Raw genomic sequence first — 25,176 nt, forward strand, 5'->3', positions numbered from 1 at the left:
ATGGGCGCGCTTCTCCGTTCCGAACCCGTAGCTTCCGACCCCTCCAACCCCACTTGCGCCGATCCGGTGCGGGTGATGATCGTCGACGATTCGCTGACCGTGCGCACGGTATTCACGCGCATGATCGGGCTTGAAACCGACATGGAAATCGTCGCGACCTCCAACACGGCGGAAAGCGGGCTTAGTGAACTGGCCTCCGTGACTGCCGACGTCATGCTGCTCGACCTCGAGATGCCCGGCATGGGCGGGCTCGAGGCGCTTCCCAAGATCATGGAAGTCGCACCCGAGACCAAGGTGCTTGTCATCTCTTCGCTCACCGCCGACGGCGCGGAAGCGACGGTCAAGGCGCTATCCCTGGGTGCCGCCGACACGATGCTCAAGCCGCGTCCGGGCGGTTTCAACGACGATTACAAGTCGACCCTGCTGGGCAAGATCCGCGCGCTCAAGGGCATTGCGCCCGACGCGAACTCCGCCTCCCCCGCTATCAAGGGATTCGGCAAGCCGCCCCAGATCGTCGCCATCGGCGCCTCGACCGGCGGGATCCATGCGCTCAACCTGTTCCTCGCCCAGGTACCGAAGAATTTCGACCTGCCGATCCTGGTGACGCAGCATCTTCCGCCCAGCTTCATCCCCGTGTTCGCCCAGCAGATGGAAATGGCCGCCAAACGGCCTGCGATCCTTGCCGACGAAGGCGTGCGGATCGAACGCGGCAAGATATATATCGCGCCCGGCCATGGCCATATGGTGGTGCGCAAATCGGGTGGCTTTCACACCCTCGGGCTCGCCTATCATCCGGTGAAGAGCGGCTGCATGCCCTCGGTCGATCCAATGTTCGACACGCTGGCCGAAGCCTATGACGGGCATGTCGCCGGCGTCCTGCTGTCGGGCATGGGCCGCGACGGTAGCGATGGCGCCCAGTCGATCGTGTCGGCGGGTGGAACGATCTTCGCCCAAAACGCCGAAACCTGTGCTGTCTGGGGCATGCCCCGCGCCGTGACCGAACTGGGACAGGCGGCTGCCGTTCTGCCCCCGGCCGAACTCGCCGACGAGTTGCTCGCGAGCGCGGGAGCCGACGCATGGCGGTAGACGACGCTTCGCATCGCATCATCGGTGAACTGCTTGCACAGCGTACAGGACAGCAATTGACGGAAGGGCGCCGCTGGCGTGTCTCGAGTGCGCTGTCCGGCCTGTTCCGCGAATTCGAGATCGAGAATGTCGACCAGCTTGCCTGCATGCTGGAACGCCCCAGCGAGCAGCAGTTGGCGACCAGGGTGGTCGAGGCCCTGCTCAACAATGAAACCTATTTCTTTCGCGACAACGCCTATTTCTCGGTGCTCGCCAACCAGGTCCTGCCCGACCTTGCGCGCAAGCGCGAGGCACGCAAGCGGCTGACGATCTGGTCGGCCGGCTGCTCGACCGGGCAGGAAGCGCTGAGCCTGGCGATGATCTTCGCCGAACAGCCCGCCCGCTGGGCCGACTGGACGATCGAGATCCTCGGCACCGATGTGTCGAGCAAGGCGATCGATACCGCGCGCGACGGGCTTTATACCCAGTTCGAAATCCAGCGCGGGATCAGTGTCGCGCAGATGCTGAACTTCTTCGTCGAGGACAAGGGGCACTGGCAGGCGACCGACAGGATCCGCGCAATGACGCGCTTCCAGCAGCACAACATTCTCGACTTTCCGCCCTCGCCGGGTCGGTTCGACCTCGTGATGTGCCGCAATGTCCTGCTCTATTTCGATCCGCAGACCCGTGCGACCGCTTTCGACCGGCTCGCCAGTGGGATTGCGGCCGATGGCTGGCTGATGCTCGGCGCGGGTGAAACGGTGGTCGGGCAGACCGAAAGGTTCAAGCCAGCCGAATTCGGATCGTCGCTTTATGCGCCAATTCACGAGGACACGTCCTTGGCCGCCGCACCGCGCCAGCGGGCCGCCGGGTTCTGACTTCACCCGGCGAAGCTTCGCCAAGGTAAACCGCTGATTTACCCTTATTTAGCGAATGAACTCTAAGTCACTGCAAGGATCGTAATAAGAGGCGCGTGTTGAGGGATGACGGTGGGCTCGTACCAGTCTGACGAATGCGGCGGCACGCGGACGATCATCTTCGGTCCGATGGCTGCGCTCGTGGGCATTTTCATCCTGACCTGGCTGGTCGCGCTGGCCAATCGTCACCTCGACTTCAGCTCGCCGTCGGTCATTCTCGGCTTCGGTGCACTGGCGTCCAGCGTCGCAACCGCCATCTGCGCCTATCTCGGTGTGCGCTACCTGCGCCGCGTCGATCAGCTCTCACGTAGTGACAGCCTTACCCTGCTGCCCAATCGCCGCGCGCTGCATTTCGATATCCAGCAGGAATACCGGCAGGGCCATGAAGTCGCGCTGGCGATGATCGATCTCGATGGCTTCAAGCAGATCAACGACCATTACGGGCATTTCGTCGGGGACGCCGCGATCCGCGAATGCGCCGAAATCTTCTTACAGGTCAGCGATGGCGAGGCGACAATCTATCGCCTTGGCGGTGATGAATATGCAATGATGATCGGCGGACCGGTCGCCGGAACGCTGCTCGAAGGATTGTGCCGCCGGATCATCGACCGGCTGACCAAGCCCATCCATGTCGAGGACCGCCGGCTGACACTGGGGGCCAGTATCGGTCTCGCTCGCCGGACCATGCAGGACGACGTGCCCTCCTCCGAATTGCTCCGCCGCGCGGACATTGCGATGTATGCCGCCAAACAGGGCGGCAAGATGCGTTGCACCTGGTTCAACACCAGCTTCGACCGCAGCCGCGAACAGCTCAAGGAAATGGATGACGAGCTGCGCCATGCGCTCGCCAATGACGAGTTCCGCGTACACTACCAGCCACTGGTCGACAGCAATACGCGCGAAATCGTGGCGGTCGAATGCCTGCTGCGCTGGGCGCGTCCCGACGGCAAGGAACTGGGACCCAACGTATTCATCCCCGTCGCCGAACAGAGCGGGCTGATCAATGCGATCGGCTTGTGGGTGATGCGCCAGGCCTGCTGCGATGCGCTCGCGTGGGACGACATCACCTTGTCGGTCAACATTTCCGCGGCGCAATTGCGCAATCCCGAATTTCCGATCCAGCTGGGGCATATCCTCGAGGAAACCGGCTTCGATGCCCACCGCCTCGAGCTCGAGATTACCGAGACCTGCCTCGTGCTCGATCCGGTAGTTGCCGAGCGCAGCCTGGCGGTCATTCGCAGCTTCGGGGTCAAGATCTCGCTCGACGATTTCGGCACCGGTTATGCCTCGATCGGCTTCCTGCGCCAGTTCCGCTTCGAAAAGCTCAAGCTCGACCGCAGCCTCGTGGTCCAGGCGAGCGAGGACGACGGCAGCCGCGCGATGATGCTCTCCAGTATCACCGTGGCGCGCGCCATGAAAATGGCGGTCACCGCTGAAGGCGTCGAAACCGAAGAACAGGCCGCGATGGTCCGCGCCGCAGGGTGCGACCAGATCCAGGGCTGGCTCTATTTCAAAGCCATGCCGCCCGAGGAAATCGGGCAGCATCTGGGCAAGCCGATCGCGCTCGCCCGCAAATCCAAGAACAAGGAAACCAAGGTCGCATGAGCGCGCTTGATGACATGGTCAACGGCATGGTTGCCGAACACGAAATTTCTTCGCCCGGTACTGTACCCGAAGGCCCGGCCTATCGCAGCGCGCCGGACGAGGAAGTCGCGAGCGGCTGGAAAGGCTGGCTGTCCAACCGCTCGGTCGGCGAGAAGCTGCAGAGCATTTCGCACGCCAATATCGCCGTGGTGCTGCTGTGCCTGACCGCCACCTGCCTTGGCGGATATTTCGCGCTGGAAGCGCGCACCGAACGCATGGCTATCACCGCCGCGGCCGTGTCCGCCGAACGGATGGTGGCAGATACCAATGAAGGCCGGCTGTTCGTGCAGCGCTATGCCGTCTCGGGCGAGCGCAGCGATCTGGTCGCCGCGCAGGATGCATTCAACGACACCGACCGGGCACTGAGCGCGCTCGAGGGCCAGGTGACCGACGTCGCCCCCTCGGTGCTGCCGCAGATCGACCAGCTCGACGCAATGCTCGCCCGGATGCGCCTGCGCATCGATGCTGCGCAAAGTTCGCGCGGCACGCAGGAGCAGTGGCAGGAATTCTCCGACAGCGTGTATTTCGAAGGACAGGATTTCGTCGATCTCGCCATCACCTCGCGTGAGGAAATCGAGCGGATCGGCGAAGAGTCGGACGCCGAGTCACAGGGAATGGTGATGTGGATGTTCGCCGCCTTCTTCATGGTCGCCGCGATCGGCATTGCAATCGCGATGCTGAGCGCGCGTTACCTCGGCCGCGATGTGTCGACCACGCTGCACCGCATGACCCATGTCGCCACGCGCCTCGCCAATGGCGAGAAGGACATGCATATCCCCGCGACCGGCCGCTATGACGAGATCGGCGATCTGGCCCGTGCACTGGAGGTTTTCCTCCAGCGCGCCTGGCAGCTGGAAAAGCTGTCGCAGGAACGCGAGGCCGAACGCCGCGAGCGTGGGCAGGACATGGTCCGCTTCGCCGAACGTTTCGAAACCACTGTCGGCGAAGTCGTCAACGGCGTAGCCTCGGCCTCGGCCCAGCTTCGCGTCACTGCCGGATCGATGGCCACCGCCGCCGAGCAGGCTTCGACCAAGACCTCGAACGTCACCGTCTCGATGGAGCAGGCCTCCAACGGGGTTACCGCAGCCGCGGCAGCGTCGGACGAATTCGCCATGTCGATCAACGAGATCAGCCGCCAAGCGTCGCATTCCGCCAACCTTGCGCGCAAGGCCACCGATGCCGCGAGCGGAGCCGATGAAACGATTTCCGCACTGGCCAGCTCGGCCGAGCAGGTCGGCCAGATCGTCGAACTGATCCAGTCGATCGCGCAGCGCACCAATCTGCTCGCGCTCAATGCCTCGATCGAGGCCGCGCGTGGCGGCGAAGCCGGACGCGGGTTTGCCGTCGTCGCCAGCGAAGTGAAGGAACTGGCCGCGCAGACCAGCCGTGCGACCGAAGAGATCGCCGACCAGATCCGCGCGATGCAGGATTCGACCGGCGCCAGCGTCGGCGCGCTGCGCTCGATCGCGGGCCAGATCAAGGAACTCGAGACCACCGCCACGTCGATCGCCAGCGCGGTCGACCAGCAATCGGTCGCCGGACAGGATCTGGCGCGCAGCATCGACCTCGCCGCGCGCTCGACCGATGAAGTGTCGACCAATATCGGGCAGGTCCGCGAAACCAGCCTCGCGACCGGTGCGGCGGCGAGCCAGGTGCTCAATTCCTCGACCGAATTGGAAGCGCAGGCCGGCACGCTCAAATCGCAGGTCGCGCAGTTCCTCCAGCTCATCCGGGCAGCTTAACGCGATCTCAAGCATTCCCCCTTAGGGTTGATGCAGCCTTAAGAGGGGGATGCTTGGGGATGAACGCGCATAGTTCGATTATAGCGGACGACTTGGCCAGCGAAATCGCGGAAGTCGAAATCGCCGATGCCATGGATGGTGAAGAGCTGACCGGCGTGAGTGGCTGGTTCATGCGGCGAACGCTGGCAGCTAAGGTCAGGATCGCTTCGGTGTTCTCGCTCGGCGGGTTGGCCGCGATCACCACCTTCGCCCAACTGGGCTTCTTCTTTCCATCTTTCGCCCCGACCGCGCAGGTGCTGACGCTGGTCGTCGCCGGGATATCGCTGCTCGTCGGGTTCGCCAGCATGCACTTCGTGCTGCGGCACATCGTCGAGCCCTTCATCACGCTCAAGGACGGCATGGCGCGCCTCGCGCAGGGCGAACGCGACATCGAAGTGCCCGACACGCACCGACAGGACGAGATCGGCGATCTTGCGCGCTCGCTCTCGGTGTTCCTGCGCTCGGGCCACAAGCTCGACGAACTCTTTGCCGGGCGCAAGAAAGCCTCTGCCGAGCGCAAGGCCGAACTGATCCGGATGGCCAACGATTTCGAGGGCGGCGTGAGCGATGTCGTCAGCGGCGTGGCCACGGCGGCCAGCCAGCTCAATTCGACCGCTTCGGGAATGGCCGCGATTGCCGACCAGGCAGCCGACCAGTCCAACCAGGTCACCGCCTCGATGGAGCAGGCCAGCGGCGGGGTTACCGCAGCGGCTGCCGCATCGGATGAATTTGCCATGTCGATCGGCGAGATCAGCCGTCAGGCCTCGCATTCCGCCGAACTCGCACGCAAGGCGACCGATGCCGCCAATGGCGCCGATGTCACCATTTCCGCACTGGCCAGCTCGGCCGAGCAGGTCGGCCAGATCGTCGAGCTGATCCAGTCGATCGCGCAGCGCACCAATCTACTCGCGCTCAACGCCTCGATCGAGGCCGCGCGCGGCGGCGAAGCGGGGCGCGGTTTTGCCGTCGTCGCCAGCGAAGTGAAGGAACTGGCCGCGCAGACCAGCCGCGCGACGCAGGAAGTCGCCGAGCAGATCCGCGCGATGCAGGATTCCACCGGAGCCAGCGTCGGCGCGCTGCGTTCGATTGCCGGACAGGTGAAGGAGCTGGAATCGACCGCCATCTCGATCGCCAGCGCGGTCGACCAGCAATCGGTTGCCGGCCAGGACCTGGCGCGCAGCATCGATGTCGCCGCACGCTCGACCGAAGAGGTTTCGGCCAATATCGGTCAGGTTCGCGAGACCAGCCTCGCGGCGGGCGCCGCTGCCAGCCAGGTGCTCAATTCAGCTTCCGAACTCGAAGGCCAGGCGGGCGCGCTCAAGAGCCGCGTCGATGCCTTCCTGAACCATATTCGCGCCGCCTGACCGCGGCTGGACAGGCGCCGAAACAGGCGGCGCGGGGTCGTTTCCCGCGCCGCCATTTTTTTGGGTTATTCCCACCAATAGGGCAGGCGCCGGGCAGAACCGGTCTCGACCTCGTTCATGGTGCGCGCATCGTACAGCCGCCCTCCCAGCATGACGCGATCGATCTTGTCCGAATTGCGGATGTTCTCGCTCGGATCGGCCGACAGGACCAGCAGGTCGGCGAGCTTGCCCACTTCGAGGCTGCCGATATCGCGGTCCATGCCCAGCGAACGGGCGGATTCGATCGTCCCGGCACGCAGCGCCTCGACCGTGGTCATTCCGCCGCGGGCAAAGCTCCACAGTTCCCAATGCGCGGCGACCCCGGCCTGCTGGCCATGCGCGCCAATGCTGACCTTGACCCCGCGTTCGGCGAGCTTCTTCGCTTCGCGCGCGGCTTCATCGTCGACGAAGGCCCAGTCGGGGGCGGTCACGCGGCGTGCGGTCTGCGCAATCAGCTGGCGCGGCGGCGTGTGGACCATCAGCGGGTTGTCGAACACGTCGGTCGCCTGCCGCCAATAGGGATCGCCGGCGAGACCGCCATAGGTCACCACCAGCGTCGGCGTGTAATTGGACTGCGATCCCTGCCAGAACTGCAGCACGTCCTCGTAGAAAACCTCGCCCGGGACATTGTGCTCGATGGTCGAATTGCCATCGGCGATCAGGTTCATGTCCATGCCGAACAGCGAACCGCCCTCTGCCACCACGAGCATGTTTTCCGCCCGCGCCGCGGCCACCACCTGCTGGCGCTGGTCGCGCCGGGGCTGGTTGTAGTTCTTGATCGAAATCCCGCCCTGCGCCTTGATCCGCTGGATATGCGCCAAGGCGTCGTCATAGCTGTCGATCCGCGCATAGACGCTGGGCGCCTTGGCGCCGTAGACGATCTCCGCAGTCGAGAAGATGCGCGGGGCGAGCAATTGCCCCGCCTGCTGCCGTTCCGAAGCCGAGAAGATCATGCTCGCGCTCGACGAGGGATCATGCAGCGTCGTCGTGCCCATCGCGAGGTTCTGCACCAGCGACCAGTTCTGCTGCGGCACCAGATCGCCGACGCCTTGCGGGCCATGCGCATGCGCATCGACCAGGCCCGGCATGATCGTCTTGCCGCCGGCATCGATCACCGTCGCGCCCTGCGGGACCGTTACACTCGACGCGGGACCGATCGCCGCGATCCGGTTACCCGTGATGACGATGGTGCCATTGGCGATTTCGCCTGCGCCCTCGCCTGCCATGGTGAGGATTTTCGCGCCGGTGATGGCAACCGTGCCGCGCGGCTTGTCGGCCGCGATGACACGCTCGAGCGAGGTACCGCTGATCGGCGGGACGAACTTGGGCGCGTCCTTGTCCTTGGGCGCGTTGGCGAACATCGACGCCACGCTGGCACGATAGAGCACCGGCCCCATCGTCCAGGTCAGCATATCGCCATCCTGCGTCCAGCCGATGTAATCCGCCCCGCCCTTCGACGCGCGCACGACCGGCAGCGAACTCGCCTTTTCGCCCACGGTTACCGCCTGCCCGCCGGGCATCAGCGGTGTGGCAAAGACTTCGTAATTCTCGCGGAAAGCGACAAAATCGCCGCGCGGGCTGACGTGGTATTCGGTCGCCAGCTCACCCTCGGCATGGACCTGCCGCGCCTCGCCATCGAGATCGGCGCTGAGCAGCTGGAGCTTGCCGTCCTTGCGCCCGAGCATGAACACGCGGTCGCTATCCGCGCCGAATTGCGGTTTCGACGTGTCGCGGGCAACTAGTTGCGCCGCCCCGCCACTCGCGCTGACGCGGTAGATGCCCTCGTTCTCCGAATATTCGGGTGCGGTCAGATACCCGCCCGAGCGCTTTTCGAAGACGACAGTGGTGCCATCGGGCGAGAAGCGCGGCTGTGCGTAATGCCCGGGCATGCGGGTGACCGCGCGGGCACCGGAGCCATTGGCATTGGCGCTCATCACCTGGCCGAGCCCGTCATCGGTCCAGCGGATATAGGTGATCCGGCGTCCGTCGCGCGACCAGGACGGCCAGAGTTCGAGCGCCGCGTCGCTGCCCGAGGTCAGCCGCCGCGCGGTGCCCCCTGCAACCGGCTTTGCGTACAGCTTGCCGAGGCTTTCGAACACGACCGTGCGCCCGTCGGGCGAAACGCTGGCGAAACGCGGGATCCTGGCAGTGAAGCTGTCGGGCGCGACCGGGATGACCGGATGCGGCGCATCGGCCACGCCGCGCGTATCGTTGACGGTGAAGGGAATCACGCTGTCGCCGTTGCCATCGGCAGCCACGCGGCGCAGCTTGCCCCCGGCCCACAGCACCAGCGCATTGCCGTCAGGCGTCCAGTCGATCAGCGGGTAGAACCCGTGGACCGCCCAGGTTTCCTGCATGTCCATATCGAGATCGCCATAGATCATGCGCTGCTCGCCGCTGGCGAGGTCCTTGATCCATAGCTCGGTCTGGTCCTTGTCGCGGCGGATGAACGCCAGGCTCTTGCCATCGGGTGAGGGCTGCGGGCGGACCGCCCCGCCAAAGCCGCTGACCGCCGTGGTGACTTCGCCCGTCGCCAAATCATAGCGTTCGATGGCGAAGGTGCCCTGCGTCGAATCCTGCGCATATTCGAAGATCGGACCCGAGGTGACGTTGCGCGAATAATAGACCGCGCCGCCATCGGGCGAATAGACCGGCTCGCCCAATTCCTTCTGCAGCGATTCACTGGCGCGCGCGACCAGCTTGACGCCGCCGCCGCCCGAGATGTGGTAAAGCCATATCTCACCAGTGCCGAGCGAACGCTGAGTGGTGAAATGCTTCTTGGCGACGATGTAATTGCCATCGGGCGACCAGCTCGCCTGGTTGAGCAGGCGGAAGTCTTCCTTGGTCAGCTGGCGCTTGTCCGACCCGTCGGCATTCATGATCCAGATATTGTCGCCGCCGCCGCGGTCGCTGGTGAAGGCAATCCGCTGCCCGTCGGGCGAGAAACGCGGCTGCACTTCCCATGCCAGCCCTTCGGCGATCCGCGTGGGCGTGCCGCCCGTGATCGGCATGGTGTAGACATCGCCCAGCAGCGAGAAGGCGAGCATCCGGCCGTCGGGCGAGACATCGACATCCATCCATGTGCCTTCATCGGTGCGGATCGGCACCTGCCGGATCGTTGCCCCGCGCGGCGCGGTGACATCCCATTTCTCGGCTTCGCCGTCGTCGGCGCCCGGATTGGCAGTCGCCGGGGCGGCATCGACCGTCATGCCGCTGCCTTCGGCGGGGCCACTTTCTGCCGAGGCGTCAACCTCCTGCTCCTCGACCGGATTGGGGCTCGGCTCGGAATCCTGCGCATAGGCCGCCTGGCTGGCGAAGAGGACGGCAAGGACGGAGGCAATACTGGTTTTCATGGCTATCTCTCTCAAACGAACAGGCAAGGTCAGCGCACGCTGGCGCGCTCGACAAGATGGACCGCGACGCGCCGCTCGGGACGCTCCGCTTCGGAGGCAAGCGCGGTTTCGACCAGCAATCTGCCGGCCAGCGCAAAATCGGGTTCGACAGTGGTCAGCGGCGGCGCGCTGAAGGCGCCCGAACCCAGCCCGTCGAAGCCGATCACGGCAACATCGTCGGGGACCGAAATCCCGCGCGCGGCGAGTTCTTCGAGCGCGCCCAGCGCCATGGCATCGCAGGCGAAGAACAGTCCGTCGAAGCGCGCCCCGCTATCGACCATCTGCGCAGTGGCATTGCGGCCCTGCGATACGCGGTCCTCGCCCGCGCTCACTACCGCTTCGCCCGGTGTCAGCCCGGCGGCTTCCATGGCGCTGCGATAGCCCTCGTACCGCTCGCGGAACTGGCGCTGGGAAGAGGTTGGATCGCCGACGAAGACGATGTGCTTCGCCCCGCCCTGCACCAGCCGTTCGACCGCCAGCTGTCCGCCCGCGCGATTGTCCGAGCGAACCCAGACGCTGTCGTCGAAGGGCGAGCCCCAGAAGGCCATGCGCGGCGCTTCTTCGGCGCAAGTGCGGAAATAGTCCCACGCCGCTTCATTGGTCGCGGTGCCGATGACCACCACGCCATCGGCATGGCGCCGTGCGACATAATGGCCGAAGAATTGTTCGGGCTTGGCCTGGAACGACACCAGCGCTTCATAGCCGGCCTCGGCGGCGGCGGCGCAGGTGCTGCCCAGCAGGCTGTAATAGAACGGGTTGATCGCGGTTGGCCCCTCCCCGTCGCGGCCGATGACGACGATCGCGATGGTCCCGGTCTCGCCCCGGCGCAGCCCCGCGGCGCGGGCATTGACCTGATAGCCGAGTTCCGCGGCAGCGCGCTCGACGCGGCTGCGGGTCGCTTCGGTAATAGTCTCCGATCCCGCCAGCGCGCGGCTCACGGTTGACTGGCTTACTCCCGCCCGCTCGGCCACGTCGATCGATGTAACCCGCCGCGGTTCGGGCTTGTCGCTACTGGACATGCTCTGACGGCTCTCCCTTTGCGGCTGCCCTACCGCAGGCTTTTGCCGAAAGCGAGAGCGAAGCGCCATGCTGCGGGCCCCGCGCGTGGGCGTGGTTAGGTTGCGTGCTGCAACTGAGGCTGGCGCTACGCCGCAGTCTGGGTTAGGTTCTCGTCTCTTGGGAGAGAACAATGAAGAATACGGCGACCGATTTCGACGTGATGATCGTAGGTGCGGGGATTTCCGGCATCGGCATGGCGGCGCATATGAAGGAAAAGACGCCGGACCATGGCTTCGTCATCGTCGAACGCCGCGAGAATCTGGGCGGGACCTGGGATCTGTTCCGCTATCCCGGCATCCGCTCGGACAGCGACATGCATACGCTGGGCTTCGATTTCGAACCGTGGAAGCACGAAAAATCGATCGCCGATGGCCCCGCCATCCTCGATTATCTCGACGACATCGTCGACGAGCGCGACATCCGCAAGCACATCCGCTTCGGGCACAAGGTGCTCGCCGCCGACTGGCGCGAGAGCGAGGCGCGCTGGCATGTCACGCTGGAAACGAACGAAGGCGAGCGCAAGCACCTGACCGCCAATTGGCTCTATCTCGGATCGGGCTATTACGATTACGACGAGGCCTATGATCCGGGCTTCGATTTCGGCGACTTCGAAGGCACGGTGATCCACCCGCAGTTCTGGCCGCGGGACCTCGATTATACCGGCAAGAATGTCGTCGTGATCGGTTCGGGCGCGACCGCCGTCACCATCGTCCCGTCGATGAGCGACAAGGCGGCCAAGGTGACGATGCTGCAGCGCACGCCGACCTGGATGTTCAGCCGTCCGGCCAAGGACGCCATGGCCAATTTCCTGCGCAAGATCCTGCCCGAGAAGCTGGCCTACCGGATCACCCGGTGGAAGAATATCACGCTGCAGGACATCGGCTTCAAGCGCGCGCGCACCAAGCCGCAGAAGATGGGCGAGGCGCTGCACAAGCGTATCCGCAAATCGCTCGGCGAGGACTGCGATCTGGCGCCCTTCACCCCGCCCTACAATCCGTGGGACCAGCGGCTCTGCCTCGTCCCCGACGACGACCTGTTCAAAGCGCTGAAGAGCGGCAAGGCCGATATCGTCACCGGGCATATCAAGGCCTTCGAAAAGGGCGGCGTGCGGCTGACCGACGACCAGTTCATCCCCGCCGATATCGTGGTCACCGCGACCGGTCTCAAGCTGGCGGTTGCGGGCAAGATCGCGCTGTCGAAGGAAGGCCAGCCGATCGATCTGTCCAAGCACTTCTATTACAAGGGCTGCATGTTCTCGAACGTGCCGAACCTGGCAGTGGTGTTCGGCTATCTGAACGCCAGCTGGACGCTGCGTGCGGATATCAATTCGGATTATGTCTGCCGCGTACTCAACACCAGCAGGAAGCGCGGCGTCGACGTGACCGAGCCGATCCTGACCGCGCAGGCCGAGGCCGCGATCGAGGAGGACGACATCTTCGATTTCTCCTCCGGCTATATCCAGCGCGGCAAGGCGATCATGCCGCGCAATGCGGTGGCCTATCCCTGGCGGCTCAACCAGGAATATGTCAGCGATCGCAAGCGCATGAAAGACGGCCCGGTCGATGACGGCGTGCTCGAATTTCGCCGTCACGGGGCCAATGCCCGCGGCGCCGACGAGCAGCTCGAAGCAGCGGAGTAGCTTTCGCCTGCCAACCGCGTTACGCCAGCCGTCATGACCGAACGCATCTACACTGCCGGCCTCGTCGTGATCGGCGACGAGATCCTCTCCGGCCGCACGCATGACAAGAACATCGCGCAGATCGCCAGCTGGCTGCAGGTACAGGGCATCCGCCTGTCGGAAGTCCGCGTAGTGCCCGATGTCATCGAGCGGATCGTCCAGGCGGTGAATGCGCTGCGCGAGAGCTACGACTATCTCTTCACCACCGGCGGGATCGGCCCGACGCATGACGACATCACCGTCGATGCAGTGGCCGCGGCGCTGGGCGTCCCCGTAGTCGTCCATCCCGAGGCGAAGGCGATGCTCGAACGCTATTACGCCAGCATCGACAAGGAACTGACCGAAGCGCGGCTGCGCATGGCCCGTGTCCCTGAAGGGGGCGAGCTGATCCCCAACCGCATGTCGGGCGCGCCCGGGATCAAGCTGGGCAATATCCACCTGATGGCCGGGGTGCCGCATATCACCGCGGGCATGCTCGATGCGCTGACCGGCACGCTGGAAGGCGGCGCTCCGCTCCTGTCCGAAACGGTCGGCTGCTGGACCCCCGAGAGCGAGGTCGCCGATATCCTGCGGCAGGTCGAAAAGGCCCACCAGGACTGCCAGATCGGCAGCTATCCGTTTTTCCGCGAAGGCCGCGTCGGCGCCAATTTCGTCGTCCGCTCTACCAGTGCGGAAAACCTCGAGAGCTGCGTCGACAGCCTGTGCGACGGGCTTGCCACCGCCGGGTTCGACTTCACCCCCGGCGGCATCTGACCGGATCGAACGGTCATCGAGCTGCTGCCGGGTGCATGCTAGGGTATCGCCGATGACCGCGGTCTACATCACCATCGATACCGAGTATTCGGCGGGGCTGACCATCCGGCTGGGACTGCATGCGCGCGAGGCGGTCTATGCCCGGTCGATCGCCGGCCACACCGCCGATGGCGCGGTGGGGATCGAGCACCAGATGGAAGTGATGGATGCGCATGGGATCAAAGGCGTGTTCTTCGTCGACCCGATGCCCGCGCTGGTTTGGGGCACCAGGGCGATCGCCGAAGTGGTCGAGCCGATCCTGGCGCGGGGTCACGAGGTGCAATTGCATCTTCATCCGGAATGGATGGAAATCGCCGGGGACGCCAATCCTCTGGGGGGCCGTACCGGGCGCAATCTGCACGATTTCACCGAGGACGAGCAGGTCGAACTGCTCGAACTGGCACGCGAATATCTGATGCAGGCAGGGGCGCCCGCGCCCACCGCCTTCCGCGCGGGGAATTACGGTGCCGACGATGCAACGCTGCGCGCGCTGCACCGGGTCGGCATCCGCTACGACAGCAGCCATGTGCCGGGGATTGCCGGGTCGGACTGCCGTATCGGCCTGACCTCCGCCGACCGCGAGGTGGTGCACCGCGAGGGAACGATCGAGGTGCCGGCCGGGTAGATCCGCAGCTTCCGCGGCCAGCGCCATGCGCAGATCACTGCGCTGTCGCATTGGGAAATGGCCGCCGCGCTGCGCTTCTGCGTGCGCGAGGGTGTGGCGATGTTCAATATCGTCAGCCACAGTTTCGAGCTGATGAGCCGCGACCGCCGCCGCGCCAATGCGATCGTCCGCGGCCGGTTCGCCAGGTTCTGCGAGACCGTTGCCACGACCCCCGGTGCGCATGGTGCCACTTTCACCAGCCGCCCGCCGCAGATCGGCGATGGCACCGGGGCGGCAGGCATGCCGCATAGCGAAATCCGCAGCGCGGCACGGGTCGCCGAACAATTGGCCTCCAACGCATTGTACGGGGCATCGTGAGCGACGGTTCGATGCACTCCTACCGGATACCCTTCTTCATTGGGTCGCGCCGCCTGCTGACGGTGGAACGCGATGTCGCCACGCTGGCCTTCTCGCTCAGGGATATCCTCTCCGAGCGGACCCCGGCGGTGCCGTCGCTTAACAATGTCGAGGGCTTGCGTGTACTGTCCGCCCCGCAAGCAGGCGAAGCGCGGCTGCGCGAGGCGATGCCGGGCTTTCTGATCGGCGGGCGCGAGGAATATGCGCGCAGCTATATCGATATGGCGCGCGGCTATGACCACTATTTCGCGCGGTTCTCGGGCAAGACCCGGAACACGCTGCGGCGCAAGCGGCGCAAGTTCGAAGAAGCTTCGGGCGGCGTGCTCGATCTGCGCACTTATCACTCGCCCGATGAAATGGACGCGTTCGTCCGGCTGGCGCTGCCGCTATCGCGGCGGACCTACCAGGCGCGGCTGCTCGATGCGGGCCTGCCCGAAAGCGAAACCGCCCGCGCCGAAATGCGCGAGCTCGCCTGGCAGGATCGGGTGCGCGCCTTCCTGCTGTTCCTCGATGGAAAGCCGGTCGCCTATCTCTATCTGCCGATCGAACGCGACACGCTGATCTATGCGCATCTGGGCCACGATCCCGATCATGCCGGCCTGTCACCCGGTACCGTGCTCCAGCTCGCGGCGCTCGAAACTCTGTTTGCGGAGAACCGCTTTCGCTACTTCGATTTCACTGAGGGCGAAGGCGCGCACAAGGCACAGTTCCGTACCGACAGCGTCCGCTGCGCCAGTTTCCTGATGCTGCGCCCCACCTGGATCAACCGGACGCTACTCACCGGTCTCGAAGCGTTCGACCGGACGGTTGCGACGGGCAAACGGGTCGCGCAGCAGACCGGCGCGGAGACCGCGCTGCGGCGGTTCCTGCGTTAAAGGTCGATGTCCTTCTGCGGACGTTCGGACACTTCCTCGCGCAGTTCGCGCGCACCGCGTTCCGCAGCACGGTCGACCGATTTCGGCGCCTTGCGATTGCGCAGCCAGGCGTAGACCAGCGCTGCGAGAAGTAGGATCGGGCCAAGGACGGTGGCGATGGGAAGGATGGCTTCCATGGAAATTCTCCTGCGTATCTTGCCCCATCAACGCCCCAGCACGGCGATCTTTCCGATCGCCCATGCAAAAGGGCCGGCAGGTCTGCACCCGCCGGCCCTTTCAGAAATGTATTCGTAGGAAGGCGCAGCGTTCCCGCGCCATCGCTACGGGCGTAAAAGCGTCAGGCGCCTTCGACTTCGGCGAGGTCGACCTTGAGGCCGGGACCCATCGACGACGTCAGCGTGATCTTCTGGACATACTTGCCCTTGGATCCCGACGGCTTCGCCTTGACGATCGCATCGGTCATCGCCTTGAAGTTCGCCTTCAGGTCGTCGTCCTTGAACGACAGCTTGCCGATGCCCGAGTGGATGATGCCCTGCTTCTCGACGCGGAATTCGACCTGGCCGCCCTTGGCGTCCTTCACGGCCTGTTCCACGTTCGGGGTCACGGTGCCCAGCTTCGGGTTCGGCATCAGGCCCTTGGGGCCCAGCAGCTTACCGAGGCGGCCGACGACACCCATCATGTCCGGCGTGGCGATCACGCGGTCATAATCGAGATTGCCGTTCTGCATGTCTTCCATGAGGTCTTCGGCACCGACCTTGTCCGCACCGGCAGCAAGAGCCTTGTCGACATTGTCGCCCTTGGCGAAGACGGCAACCTTGACGTCCTTGCCGGTACCGCTCGGAAGCGAAACCATGCCGCGGACCATCTGGTCGGCGTGGCGCGGGTCGACGCCGAGGTTCATCGCGACTTCGACGGTCTCGTCGAACTTCGCCTTGTGTTCGCGCAGCGTGGCGATGGCCTCGTCCACGCTGTAGAGCTTCTCGCTGTCGAGCTTGGCGACAGTCTGCTGCTTCTTGGTCTGCTTTGCCATGGTCTTAGCCCTCCACCACGTCGAGGCCCATCGAACGCGCGCTGCCTTCGATGATCTTGGTGGCCTGTTCGATGTCGTTCGCGTTCAGATCCTTCATCTTCTGCTCGGCGATTTCGGTCAGCGCCGAACGCTTGATCGATCCGGCAGAAACCTTGCCCGGCTCCTTCGAGCCCGACTTGAGCTTGGCGGCCTTCTTGATCAGGAAGCTGGCCGGCGGGCTCTTGGTGGTGAAGCTGAACGAACGGTCGGCATAGACCGTGATCGTGGTCGGGATCGGCATGCCTTTTTCCAAGCCGTCGGTCGCGGCATTGAAGGCTTTGCAGAATTCCATGATGTTCACGCCGCGCTGACCCAGCGCAGGGCCGATGGGCGGCGAGGGATTGGCGGTGCCGGCAGGCACCTGCAGCTTGATATAGCCGTCGATCTTCTTGGCCATGAATGGCCTCCTTTCTCACTGTTGCCGCGGCACTTTCGAACCGCGGCTCATGGTAAGCGGTCCAGCGGTCCGCCTTGGCGAACCTCCCGCACGGGTTTCCCGAGGATGACTTGGGAAGGCGCGCACATAGCGATCTGGCCCCCGAATGCAAGCGGTTCGCCGCCTCGGGGGGCGTTCAAGAGCGGGTATAAGGGAGGTGCCCAACTATCGCGCCGCGCCCACCATGCTACCACAAGTTCCCGCTAGTGGAGCACACATGCAGAACTTCATCGAAATCTGGCAATACATGCCGCATGGCATGTGCCTGCTGTGGCAACCCTGGCTGGTGGCATTGTGGGCCGGCAGCGACCTGCTGATTTTCCTGTCCTATACCGCCATTCCCTTCGCGCTGCTGACGGTGTTGCGCAAGCGCAAGGACATTCCCTTTTCCGGCCTCGTGGTGCTGTTCGCGAGCTTTATCCTGCTGTGCGGCCTCACGCATCTGATGGGTATCGTCACCCTGTGGTATCCGATCTATCCCTGGGTCGGAATGCTGAAGCTGGCGACCGGCCTTGTGTCGGCGGCCACTGCAGTGGTCCTGTTCCGGCTGATCCCGACACTGACTGCGCTCCCCTCGCCCGCGCAGCTGGCCGAAGCCAACCAGCAGCTCGAGGCGGAAGCCGCCGCCCATGACGCGACGCTGGCCAAGCTGGAAGAACTCGTCAGCGAGCGAACCGAGGAATTGCGCGTGGCCAACGCCAATCTCGCCGTCCAGGCGCGCGAAGCAGTGCACCGCAGCGCCAATCTGCTCTCGGTCGTCACCTCGCTCACCCGGCAGACGGCGCGCGGGCACGAGCGGACCGATGAATTCGTCGACACGCTGCTGGGCCGCATCCATTCGCTGGCCCGCGCCACCTCGACCGTCATCCGCGGGGATGACAACTATTCGGGCGACCTTGCGACGATCGTCAAGCTGCAGCTCGAACCCGTCCTGCTGACCTATGGCGAGCGGATCGACATCCAGGGTCCGCCCACGCAGATCATCAGCGAAGCGGCGCAGCAGATTTCGCTCGCGATCCACGAACTGGCGACCAATGCGCAGAAATACAGCTTCGCGCGCGATCCCGGTGCACGGGTGGCAATCGCCTGGACGGTCGAGGATCGCGACGGAAGCCAGTTGTTCACGCTGACCTGGCGCGAGGACCTGCCCGGCGGCGGCACAGCCGAAGAACCGTCTGCGGAACAGGCCGGGTTCGGCACCACGCTGCTGACGCGGATCGTCCCGCGGGTGCTGCGCGGGACCGCCGTGCGCACGCTGGCCGACGGCAAACTCGAATACCGTCTCGAAGCGCCTGCGTCCGCCGTGCTGGCCGACCCTGCCGATACCGCAGCGGCCGCGCTCGCCGCGCGGCTCGTCGACGAGAATTTCGACGACGACTAGGCCGCAATTCCGGCGCAGCACGCGGCGCGCCGGTCGGGCGGGGTGCGCCCCTGATCGACCTGCGTTCGCGCGGCGCGCCATAATCGTCTATGGCTATGGATCATGAGCAAAGCTCTGACCTCGATCGCTGTTGCCGCGCTGCTGAGCATGGCTTCCGCCTCTTCCGCCCAGGACCCGTCAGCGGCGACCGTGCGCATGCCCGAACTGCCGTCTGCCGAGTTCGACGAGACACTGGCGATCGGCGGCGAGGAAATCGGGGCGCGCAAGCTGCGCAGCCGGATGACCGTCGATGTCATGGTCAACGGCACGGGCCCGCACAAATTCGTCGTCGACAGCGGGGCGGACAGCTCGGTGGTGGGCGAAAGGCTGGCCGGCCGGCTCGCCATGCCCGCCGGTTCCCCGGCGATGCTGCACGGCGTGACCGAGAGCAAGCTGGTCGACCGCGTATGGGTCGACGAGATCGTGCTCGGCCCGACGGCGACGACCGATCTCGAACTGCCGGTACTGGACGAACGCGACCTCGGCGGAGACGGAATGATCGGGCTCGACGCGCTGGTCGAACAACGCCTGCTGCTCGATTTCGAGAAACGCCATATCAGCGTGGACGACGGCTTCACCCCCGAACCGGTCATGGACGGCGTGATCGTGGTGCGCGGCCGCCTGCAGCGGGGCCAATTGATCCTGACCGAAGTCAAGGTCGGCCGGCAGACGGTCGAGGCCGTGGTCGATACCGGGTCGGAAATCACCATCGGGAACCGGGCGCTGCGGAACCGGCTGGCGCTGAAGCGCGCAGGCAATTTCAGCAAGATCAAGGTCTATGGCGTCACCGGCAAGGAGATGGAGCTCGACTTCATACTGGTGAAGGAGATGAAGCTCGGCCCGATCATGCTGCGCAATGTGCCGATCGCCTTTGCGGATATTCCGCCGTTCGCGGTCTTCGGACTGGAGGACAAGCCCGCGCTGCTGCTGGGCACCGATCTGATGGAGAACTTCCGCCGGGTGTCGCTCGATTTCAAGGACCGCAAGGTGCGTTTCCAGTTGAAGAAGTGCAAAGCCACTTCGCTGGTCCTGCGCACTACCACGATCGCGTCGCGCCTGCGCGCGGACCGGTCGACCGCATGCAGCTGACCCGCGCAACCGATATTGCACCGCCGCCGCAGCGCGCTTAAAGGCGCGGCCCATGGTAGGCGTGCGCTCAACCAAGGCGATCTGGCTGTTGCTGGCGGCAACGCTGTTCCTGCGCGCGCTGGTCCCCGCCGGGTGGATGCCCGATACGGGCAGCGGCAGCGACGTGATCGTGGCCAAGATGTGCAATTCATCGATGGTGGTCACCATCCCGCTCGGCCGCGACCCCGCGCCCGGTGACAGCACTGCGCATCAAAGCGAAACCTGCCTGTTCGCGGGGTTCGCGGGCGATGCGCCGCTGGCAACCGCCGGTCTCGCGCTGGTGGCTGCGCCGCCGGTGGAGCAGCAACCCGTCGCCGTCCTCGCGGCGCTGCTGCTTCAGCGCACTGCCTTCCTGCTGCCGCCCGGTCGCGGACCTCCTGTCGCCGTCTGACCGGCGTTTCCCGTCGTCTTGGGGAGCGCCGCATCTCGGCAAACCCCATTTCACGACAGGAATATACAATGAAACACGCTTTTGCGCGCGCCGTCCTGGCGTCGCTGCCGCTGCTCGCCGCCTATCCCGCCTATGCCCAGCAGGCCCCAGAGGGTCCGCCCGCAGCGGAAGAACCGATCGTCGTCACGCCTGTGGCGGTCTATCCCGCCGCCGGGCTGATGAACGGACATACCCATGACGGGGGCGAGTTCATGATCGGGCTGCGCTACACCCGCAACAGCTATTCGGGCGCCAACCAGTCGGGCACCGATCCCGTGTCCGATGCCGAAGTGCTTGCTGCAGGCTACACCGTTGCAGCGAGCGATATGACCATGGACATGGTCATGCTCGACCTGATGTATGCGCCCAACGACACGCTTACCTTCATGGTCATGCCGCACTGGATGCGCCACGAAATGACCATGGTCGGGATCGATCCGAGCAACACCGGCATGCCAATGGACGGTATGGACATGGGCGATATGGACCATGGCCACCACGGGCTCACCTTCGGCCAGAGCATGACCCATTCGACCCAGGGCTTCGGCGATACGCTGGTTTCGGTGAGCTATCGCCTCGCCAACACGCCGGGGCTCAAGGCGCATGCGACGCTGGGCGTCTGGGCCCCGACGGGCAAGGTCGACCGCAAGAACGCCGACGGCACTTTCGCGCACTACATGATGCAGTCGGGCAGCGGGACGTGGGACATCGAGCCCGTAGTGACCGCAACCGGGCAGTCGGGAATGATCGGCTATGGCGCACAGGCGAGCTATCGCTGGCGCACCAAGGATGCGAATGAAAGCGGCTTTGCCTTCGGCGACCAGGCGCAGGCGAGCGGCTGGGTCAGCTATCTGGTCGATAGCGGGTTCAGCCTGACGAGCCGCCTGACGTGGGAGCACGAGGGGCAGATCCTCGGCCATTACAACGGTCCGCACAACCATCGCACCCCGTCCGACATCCAGGCCAACTACGGCGGCGACACGGTGCTGGCCGGCTTCGGGGCGAATATCGCGCTGCCCGTGGGTGGGCGTCATCGTCCGCATGTCGGGATGGAAATCGGCGTGCCGCTCTACCAGGACCTCAACGGCATCCAATTGCCCGAGGATTGGCGCGCTTCACTCTCGCTGAGCCAGACTTTCTAAAACGAAAAAGCCCCGCCCGGTCGATCCGGGCGGGGCTTTTTAAATCGTTGCAGCAGGCGCTTACTTGACCAGTTCGACCTGTTCGAAATCGAGTTCGACCGGCGTCGCACGACCGAAGATCGAGACCGAGACCTTGACCTTCTGCTTGTCGAAATCGAGTTCCTCGACAAGGCCGTTGAAGCTGGCGAAGGGGCCGTCGAGCACCTTGACCTGATCGCCGATTTCGTAATCGACGCTGATTTCCTTCTTCGGTGCCGAACGCGCTTCCTCGACTCCGCCGAAATAGCGCGCCGCTTCCTTTTCGGAGATCGGCTGCGGCTTGTTGTTGTTGCCGAGGAAGCCGGTCACCTTGGGCGTGTTCTTGACCAGGTGATAGACGTCGTCGGTCATGTTCAGCTTGGCCAGCACGTAGCCGGGCATGAACTTGCGTTCGATCTGCACCTTCTTGCCGCGCTTGATCTCGGTGACGGTCTCGGTCGGAACCTCGACCTCCTCGACGCCCTCGGACAGGCCAAGGCGTTCGGCCTCGGCGATGATCGCGTCGCGGACCTTGTTCTCGAAGCCGGAATAGGCGTGGATGATGTACCAGCGTGCCATGTGTTCTCGTTACCCTGTCGAAATGCGGATCAGGCGAGCGTCAGCAGCCAGCGCACCACGGCACTGAACAGCGAATCGACGCCGAGGAAGAAAAGCGAGAGAATGACCATCATGATGAACACGAAGATAGCGGTGCGCACCGTTTCCTCGCGCGTCGGCCATACGACCTTGCGCCCTTCGGCCTGCACCTGCCGGAGGAATTCCGCCGGACTGGTCTTCTTCTCGTCTGCCATGCTCACGTCTCTCGCGTAAAAATCGTGCCGCCTTCCGTCACGTCCCTTTCAGGTAGGGTCTTTCGCCGCCCCGGTTCAAGACCGGGAGGGGCTTTTATCGATCCCAATGTCGGAAGACGGCGCTGCATCTAGTCCCGCGCGGCGCAAAAGGCAAGCCGGGGACGCTCCCCATTCTCCCCCTTTGCAAGCGACCGCAGCGCGACTAGCTTGCGCGCTTTCCAATTCCGGGACGCATGAGGGGAATTATCGACATGGCAACAGGCCAGGCGCCGAGTCTGGGCGAGCGGTTGATCCAGCCGGTCACCAACATATCCGATTTCATCTGGGGCGGGACGTGGAACGGCGAAGCGGTAATCCCCTTCCCGCCGCTGGCGATCATCCTGTTGGGGGTCGGCCTGTGGTTCATGGTCGGGCTGCGCTTTTATCCGATCGTCCGGCTGGGCAGCGCGATCAAGGGCCTGTTCGCTGGACGCAAGGGCACCGGCGCAGGCGAAATTTCCCCTTTTGCCGCGCTCTCGACCGCGCTGTCGGGCCAGGTCGGCACCGGTAACCTCGCGGGCGTCGCCACCGCGATCGCATTGGGCGGACCGGGCGCGATCTTCTGGATGTGGGTCACTGCCCTGTTCGGCATGGCGCTGGCCTTCGCCGAAGGTTCGCTGGCGATCCGCTACCGCGAGAAGACCAGCGACGGCGTCTATCGCGGCGGCCCGATGAGCTACATCATGATGGGTCTCGGCCCCCGGTTCACCTGGCTGGCGGTAGTCTTCTGCCTCGGCACGCTGTTCAGCGCGCTGGTGACCGGCAATTCGATCCAGGCCAATGCAATGGCCGACGGGATGAACGAATTGTTCGGCCTGCCCGAATGGCTGGGCGGCCTGGTAACGGCGGGACTGGTCTTCATCGTTATCATCGGCGGCATCAAGTCGATCGGCAAGGTCGCCGAAAGCGTGGTCCCCTTCATGGCGGCGACCTATATCGTCATGGCGGTAGTCGCGCTGATCCTCAATTTCAGCGATCTGGGCGAGACCTTCGGCCTGATCTTCAACGGTGCCTTCAACCCGCAGAGCGCGGTTGGCGGGTTCACCGGGGCCGCGATCATCATGGCAATCCGCGCGGGCGTTGCGCGCGGCCTGTTCTCGAACGAGGCGGGTCAGGGTTCGACCCCGATCGCGCATGCGGTGGCGCAGACCAACGATCCCGAACAGCAGGGCCGCATGGCCATGCTCGGCACCTTCATCGACACGGTGGTGATCTGCACCATGACCGCGCTGGTGATCCTGACCGTGCGCGGCGATTTTACCGCGGGCGGCGAAGCGGTGGCGCATGCCTGGCAATCGGACCGGGTCGGCTTCGAGATGACGAGCGGTGCCTTCGCGGCAGCGTTCCCGATCGAGATTGCCGCGATCCCGATCGGTACGCTGATCGCCTCGATCGCCTTGATCCTGTTCGTCTTCACCACGCTGCTGACGTGGAGCTATTACGGCGAGCGGGCGATCACCTTCCTCTACGACCGGGTGAAGGGATCGACGCGCGAAGGCGAACGGAAGCTACACATGGCCTGGCGCGTGCTGTGGTGCGTGGTGATCTTCATCGGTGCCGCGCAACCGAGCGAACTGGTCTGGCGCCTCGGCGACATCTCCAATGCGGCGATGGCCCTGCCCAACCTGTTGGCATTGGCGCTGCTCAGCGGCGTGGTGTTCAAGCTGGCCCGCGGCCAGCGCGATGCCGGGCCGACGCACACCGCCAAGACGCCGGAAGAGCCCGAAGAATACTAAGCGGCGCTCCAGCGGCACAGAACAGGGGCCGGGGGTCGATAAGACCTCCGGCCCCTTTCCTTTGGCGAAACCCGCACGGGCAGGTGAGGAGTGGACTAGCTGACCGGCCGGTCCGACTTGCCGCCGCGGCTCCAGACCAGCGCCAGCAGCGCCAGCGCGGCCAGCGGCATCAGATTGACCCCGAGCGGGAAAGCCAGCGCGCGCGTGGCATAGGGCGCAAGATAGAGCAGTATGAGCACGAGCTTCTCATAAGGGCGGAAGCCGCGCTCCAGTCCCTGCACGACCAGCCACAGCGTCGGGAAGATCAGGAAGGGCAGGTCGTAATTGAACAGATAGGGCGATGCGAGCGCGGTCGCCGCCAGAACCGCCGCGCCCGTTGCCCGCGCGTCGCCGCCAAAGCGCCGCCATGCGCCAAGCGCGACCGCAATGCCGAGCAGGCCGGACACCGCGCCCGCCGCTAGTCCCGCGCCATCGCCCCACAGCAATCGCCCCTGCGAGTAGAATGTCGTCATCCGCAGCAGGAAATCGGGATTGATCCCCTCCATCAGCAAGCCGCTTGCGCGCCAGCTGGTGGTGTAGCCGGCAATGGTCTCACTGCCGAAGACGAACCACGAGGCCGCGCCCAGCATCAGCGCGGTGACGCCAGCCGCGCAGAAGGCGCGCCATTTGCCCGCCGCGGCAAACCAGAACGGCGCGAGCAGCGCGAGGTGAGGCTTGATCACCAGCGCGCCGATGGCTGCGCCGGAGAGGATCGGCCGCCGCGCCAGGTGCTGCGCCGCCAGCACCAGCATCGCCCCGGTCAGCAGACCGGTCTGCGCATGGCCTGCGGCGAGCAGCGCACCGGGGTAGGCGATCACCAGCGGCCAGAGCCGCGGAAAGGCACGGATGCTCGCCCAGGCCCACAGGCCCCAGGTGACCGCTACCCACGCGATCCAGGCGAGCGCGAACGGCAGCATGCCGAACGGCGCGGCGATAAAGAGAAACGGCGGCGGATTGACGAAAGCGAACCAGCCTTCGCTGCCGGTGCCGGTCTGTACCCGCTCCTGCTCGGCAAGGTCGTAGGCCCCCGCGGGCGCGCCTTCGGCGGTCAGCTGGCCCGCACCCCAGAAGGCAAGGAAATCGGTCCCGGCGGGGCCCATCGCCTTGAGATAGGAATTGGCCAGCAGCGCCAGGCTGGCGAGCGCCAGCAGCAGCGCATAGTCGCGCACCCGCTCGCGGGTCAGCCAGTCCGCCCGGCGCAGCCAGTCCATCGCCGCTTACCCCTCCATCGCGTCAGTTCGCAGCCGAGGTAGCGCGCCGAGCGAGAGGGAGCCAGTTCG

At 64.9% G+C, this 25,176-nt stretch carries 23 protein-coding genes; 15 read left to right on the forward strand and 8 right to left on the reverse strand.

Features of this window, described 5'->3' with window-relative positions; translation table 11 throughout:
• The 5 genes from cheB to V6B15_RS10410 all read left to right on the forward strand — a co-directional run bounded on the left by cheB (position 1) and on the right by V6B15_RS10410 (position 6,771).
• The gene (gene cheB / locus V6B15_RS10390) at positions 1–1,086 is read left to right on the forward strand and encodes a chemotaxis-specific protein-glutamate methyltransferase CheB (protein ID WP_253519103.1); all 1,086 of its coding nucleotides are present in this window, start codon (positions 1–3) and stop codon (positions 1,084–1,086) included.
• Positions 1,077–1,943 (forward strand): CheR family methyltransferase, encoded by an 867-nt coding sequence (locus V6B15_RS10395; protein ID WP_253519106.1) that lies wholly within the window; start codon positions 1,077–1,079, stop codon positions 1,941–1,943. The genes cheB and V6B15_RS10395 overlap by 10 nt, the downstream gene beginning before the upstream one ends.
• A gap of 105 nt (positions 1,944–2,048) precedes the next feature.
• Positions 2,049–3,587, forward strand: coding sequence for a putative bifunctional diguanylate cyclase/phosphodiesterase (locus V6B15_RS10400; protein WP_253519109.1), 1,539 nt, complete (start codon positions 2,049–2,051; stop codon positions 3,585–3,587).
• Positions 3,584–5,368 carry a methyl-accepting chemotaxis protein gene (locus V6B15_RS10405; protein ID WP_334201075.1) on the forward strand — a complete coding sequence of 595 codons (1,785 nt, stop codon included), beginning with the start codon at positions 3,584–3,586 and terminating at the stop codon, positions 5,366–5,368. The genes V6B15_RS10400 and V6B15_RS10405 overlap by 4 nt, the downstream gene beginning before the upstream one ends.
• 92 nt (positions 5,369–5,460) lie before the next feature.
• A complete protein-coding gene (locus tag V6B15_RS10410; RefSeq protein WP_320180850.1) occupies positions 5,461–6,771 on the forward strand; it encodes a methyl-accepting chemotaxis protein in 1,311 nt (436 codons plus the stop codon).
• 65 nt (positions 6,772–6,836) lie between these two features.
• Here V6B15_RS10410 and V6B15_RS10415 read toward each other — a convergent pair whose 3' ends face one another.
• Together V6B15_RS10415 and V6B15_RS10420 are read right to left on the reverse strand one after the other, a co-directional pair.
• Positions 6,837–10,163 carry an amidohydrolase family protein gene (locus V6B15_RS10415; protein ID WP_334201076.1) on the reverse strand — a complete coding sequence of 1,109 codons (3,327 nt, stop codon included), beginning with the start codon at positions 10,161–10,163 and terminating at the stop codon, positions 6,837–6,839.
• Between the two features lie 29 nt (positions 10,164–10,192).
• Positions 10,193–11,221, reverse strand: coding sequence for a LacI family DNA-binding transcriptional regulator (locus V6B15_RS10420; protein WP_320180852.1), 1,029 nt, complete (start codon positions 11,219–11,221; stop codon positions 10,193–10,195).
• 170 nt (positions 11,222–11,391) lie between these two features.
• Between V6B15_RS10420 and V6B15_RS10425 the strand changes: the two genes are divergently transcribed.
• Genes V6B15_RS10425 through V6B15_RS10445 form a run of 5 tightly spaced genes read left to right on the forward strand, consistent with a single transcriptional unit; the run spans position 11,392 to position 15,627 of the window.
• The gene (locus V6B15_RS10425; RefSeq protein ID WP_334201077.1) at positions 11,392–12,900 is read left to right on the forward strand and encodes a flavin-containing monooxygenase; all 1,509 of its coding nucleotides are present in this window, start codon (positions 11,392–11,394) and stop codon (positions 12,898–12,900) included.
• A gap of 33 nt (positions 12,901–12,933) precedes the next feature.
• On the forward strand, positions 12,934–13,692 hold the full coding sequence (locus tag V6B15_RS10430; protein ID WP_334201078.1) for a competence/damage-inducible protein A: 759 nt from the start codon (positions 12,934–12,936) through the stop codon (positions 13,690–13,692).
• A gap of 52 nt (positions 13,693–13,744) precedes the next feature.
• Positions 13,745–14,356, forward strand: a complete 612-nt coding sequence (locus V6B15_RS10435; RefSeq protein ID WP_334201079.1) for a hypothetical protein — start codon at positions 13,745–13,747, stop codon at positions 14,354–14,356.
• 57 nt (positions 14,357–14,413) lie between these two features.
• Positions 14,414–14,713, forward strand: coding sequence for a hypothetical protein (locus V6B15_RS10440; protein ID WP_334201080.1), 300 nt, complete (start codon positions 14,414–14,416; stop codon positions 14,711–14,713).
• Positions 14,710–15,627, forward strand: a complete 918-nt coding sequence (locus V6B15_RS10445) for a GNAT family N-acetyltransferase (protein ID WP_334201081.1) — start codon at positions 14,710–14,712, stop codon at positions 15,625–15,627. Before V6B15_RS10440 ends, V6B15_RS10445 begins: the two co-directional genes overlap by 4 nt.
• On the opposite strand, the gene V6B15_RS10450 is transcribed toward V6B15_RS10445, so the two are convergent.
• The 3 genes from V6B15_RS10450 to rplK all read right to left on the reverse strand — a co-directional run bounded on the left by V6B15_RS10450 (position 15,624) and on the right by rplK (position 17,093).
• Complete coding sequence (locus tag V6B15_RS10450; RefSeq protein WP_334201082.1) at positions 15,624–15,803, reverse strand: hypothetical protein; 180 nt, start codon at positions 15,801–15,803, stop codon at positions 15,624–15,626. The genes V6B15_RS10445 and V6B15_RS10450 overlap by 4 nt on opposite strands.
• Before the next feature lie 161 nt (positions 15,804–15,964).
• Positions 15,965–16,657 carry a 50S ribosomal protein L1 gene (rplA, locus tag V6B15_RS10455; protein WP_334201083.1) on the reverse strand — a complete coding sequence of 231 codons (693 nt, stop codon included), beginning with the start codon at positions 16,655–16,657 and terminating at the stop codon, positions 15,965–15,967.
• 4 nt (positions 16,658–16,661) lie between these two features.
• Positions 16,662–17,093 (reverse strand): 50S ribosomal protein L11, encoded by a 432-nt coding sequence (rplK, locus tag V6B15_RS10460; protein ID WP_067462399.1) that lies wholly within the window; start codon positions 17,091–17,093, stop codon positions 16,662–16,664.
• Positions 17,094–17,349: 256 nt separating this feature from the next.
• On the opposite strand from rplK, the gene V6B15_RS10465 reads away from it, so the two are divergent.
• The 4 genes from V6B15_RS10465 to V6B15_RS10480 all read left to right on the forward strand — a co-directional run bounded on the left by V6B15_RS10465 (position 17,350) and on the right by V6B15_RS10480 (position 21,252).
• A complete protein-coding gene (locus V6B15_RS10465; protein ID WP_253519210.1) occupies positions 17,350–18,513 on the forward strand; it encodes a sensor histidine kinase in 1,164 nt (387 codons plus the stop codon).
• Between the two features lie 102 nt (positions 18,514–18,615).
• Positions 18,616–19,641 (forward strand): retroviral-like aspartic protease family protein, encoded by a 1,026-nt coding sequence (locus V6B15_RS10470; protein ID WP_334201084.1) that lies wholly within the window; start codon positions 18,616–18,618, stop codon positions 19,639–19,641.
• A 52-nt stretch (positions 19,642–19,693) separates the two neighbouring features.
• A complete protein-coding gene (locus V6B15_RS10475) occupies positions 19,694–20,071 on the forward strand; it encodes a hypothetical protein (RefSeq protein ID WP_334201085.1) in 378 nt (125 codons plus the stop codon).
• A 68-nt stretch (positions 20,072–20,139) separates the two neighbouring features.
• Positions 20,140–21,252: a hypothetical protein gene (locus tag V6B15_RS10480; RefSeq protein WP_334201086.1), complete on the forward strand. Its 1,113-nt coding sequence runs from the start codon at positions 20,140–20,142 to the stop codon at positions 21,250–21,252.
• Between the two features lie 60 nt (positions 21,253–21,312).
• Here the strand turns inward: V6B15_RS10480 and nusG are convergent, their stop codons facing one another.
• Both nusG and secE read right to left on the reverse strand, forming a co-directional pair.
• On the reverse strand, positions 21,313–21,849 hold the full coding sequence (gene nusG, locus V6B15_RS10485; protein ID WP_253519255.1) for a transcription termination/antitermination protein NusG: 537 nt from the start codon (positions 21,847–21,849) through the stop codon (positions 21,313–21,315).
• A 29-nt stretch (positions 21,850–21,878) separates the two neighbouring features.
• A complete protein-coding gene (secE, locus tag V6B15_RS10490; protein ID WP_253523008.1) occupies positions 21,879–22,082 on the reverse strand; it encodes a preprotein translocase subunit SecE in 204 nt (67 codons plus the stop codon).
• Positions 22,083–22,333: 251 nt separating this feature from the next.
• Between secE and V6B15_RS10495 the strand changes: the two genes are divergently transcribed.
• Positions 22,334–23,857: an alanine/glycine:cation symporter family protein gene (locus tag V6B15_RS10495; protein WP_253519259.1), complete on the forward strand. Its 1,524-nt coding sequence runs from the start codon at positions 22,334–22,336 to the stop codon at positions 23,855–23,857.
• A gap of 95 nt (positions 23,858–23,952) precedes the next feature.
• Here V6B15_RS10495 and V6B15_RS10500 read toward each other — a convergent pair whose 3' ends face one another.
• The gene (locus V6B15_RS10500) at positions 23,953–25,107 is read right to left on the reverse strand and encodes a glycosyltransferase family 87 protein (protein WP_334201087.1); all 1,155 of its coding nucleotides are present in this window, start codon (positions 25,105–25,107) and stop codon (positions 23,953–23,955) included.
• Between the last annotated feature and the right edge of the window lie 69 nt (positions 25,108–25,176).

This window comes from Qipengyuania sp. Mu-71, from assembly GCF_036867055.1.
In the GTDB taxonomy this organism is placed as follows: domain Bacteria; phylum Pseudomonadota; class Alphaproteobacteria; order Sphingomonadales; family Sphingomonadaceae; genus Qipengyuania; species Qipengyuania profunda.

Coding starts and splice junctions, on each gene's coding strand:
- cheB (WP_253519103.1), top strand. CDS start 1: ATGGGCGCGCTTCTCCGTTCCGAACCCGTAGCTTCCGACCCCTCCAAC.
- V6B15_RS10395 (WP_253519106.1), top strand. CDS start 1,077: ATGGCGGTAGACGACGCTTCGCATCGCATCATCGGTGAACTGCTTGCA.
- V6B15_RS10400 (WP_253519109.1), top strand. CDS start 2,049: ATGACGGTGGGCTCGTACCAGTCTGACGAATGCGGCGGCACGCGGACG.
- V6B15_RS10405 (WP_334201075.1), top strand. CDS start 3,584: ATGAGCGCGCTTGATGACATGGTCAACGGCATGGTTGCCGAACACGAA.
- V6B15_RS10415 (WP_334201076.1), bottom strand. CDS start 10,163: ATGAAAACCAGTATTGCCTCCGTCCTTGCCGTCCTCTTCGCCAGCCAG.
- V6B15_RS10420 (WP_320180852.1), bottom strand. CDS start 11,221: ATGTCCAGTAGCGACAAGCCCGAACCGCGGCGGGTTACATCGATCGAC.
- V6B15_RS10425 (WP_334201077.1), top strand. CDS start 11,392: ATGAAGAATACGGCGACCGATTTCGACGTGATGATCGTAGGTGCGGGG.
- V6B15_RS10430 (WP_334201078.1), top strand. CDS start 12,934: ATGACCGAACGCATCTACACTGCCGGCCTCGTCGTGATCGGCGACGAG.
- V6B15_RS10435 (WP_334201079.1), top strand. CDS start 13,745: ATGACCGCGGTCTACATCACCATCGATACCGAGTATTCGGCGGGGCTG.
- V6B15_RS10440 (WP_334201080.1), top strand. CDS start 14,414: ATGGCCGCCGCGCTGCGCTTCTGCGTGCGCGAGGGTGTGGCGATGTTC.
- V6B15_RS10450 (WP_334201082.1), bottom strand. CDS start 15,803: ATGGAAGCCATCCTTCCCATCGCCACCGTCCTTGGCCCGATCCTACTT.
- rplA (WP_334201083.1), bottom strand. CDS start 16,657: ATGGCAAAGCAGACCAAGAAGCAGCAGACTGTCGCCAAGCTCGACAGC.
- rplK (WP_067462399.1), bottom strand. CDS start 17,093: ATGGCCAAGAAGATCGACGGCTATATCAAGCTGCAGGTGCCTGCCGGC.
- V6B15_RS10465 (WP_253519210.1), top strand. CDS start 17,350: ATGCAGAACTTCATCGAAATCTGGCAATACATGCCGCATGGCATGTGC.
- V6B15_RS10470 (WP_334201084.1), top strand. CDS start 18,616: ATGAGCAAAGCTCTGACCTCGATCGCTGTTGCCGCGCTGCTGAGCATG.
- V6B15_RS10475 (WP_334201085.1), top strand. CDS start 19,694: ATGGTAGGCGTGCGCTCAACCAAGGCGATCTGGCTGTTGCTGGCGGCA.
- V6B15_RS10480 (WP_334201086.1), top strand. CDS start 20,140: ATGAAACACGCTTTTGCGCGCGCCGTCCTGGCGTCGCTGCCGCTGCTC.
- nusG (WP_253519255.1), bottom strand. CDS start 21,849: ATGGCACGCTGGTACATCATCCACGCCTATTCCGGCTTCGAGAACAAG.
- secE (WP_253523008.1), bottom strand. CDS start 22,082: ATGGCAGACGAGAAGAAGACCAGTCCGGCGGAATTCCTCCGGCAGGTG.
- V6B15_RS10495 (WP_253519259.1), top strand. CDS start 22,334: ATGGCAACAGGCCAGGCGCCGAGTCTGGGCGAGCGGTTGATCCAGCCG.
- V6B15_RS10500 (WP_334201087.1), bottom strand. CDS start 25,107: ATGGACTGGCTGCGCCGGGCGGACTGGCTGACCCGCGAGCGGGTGCGC.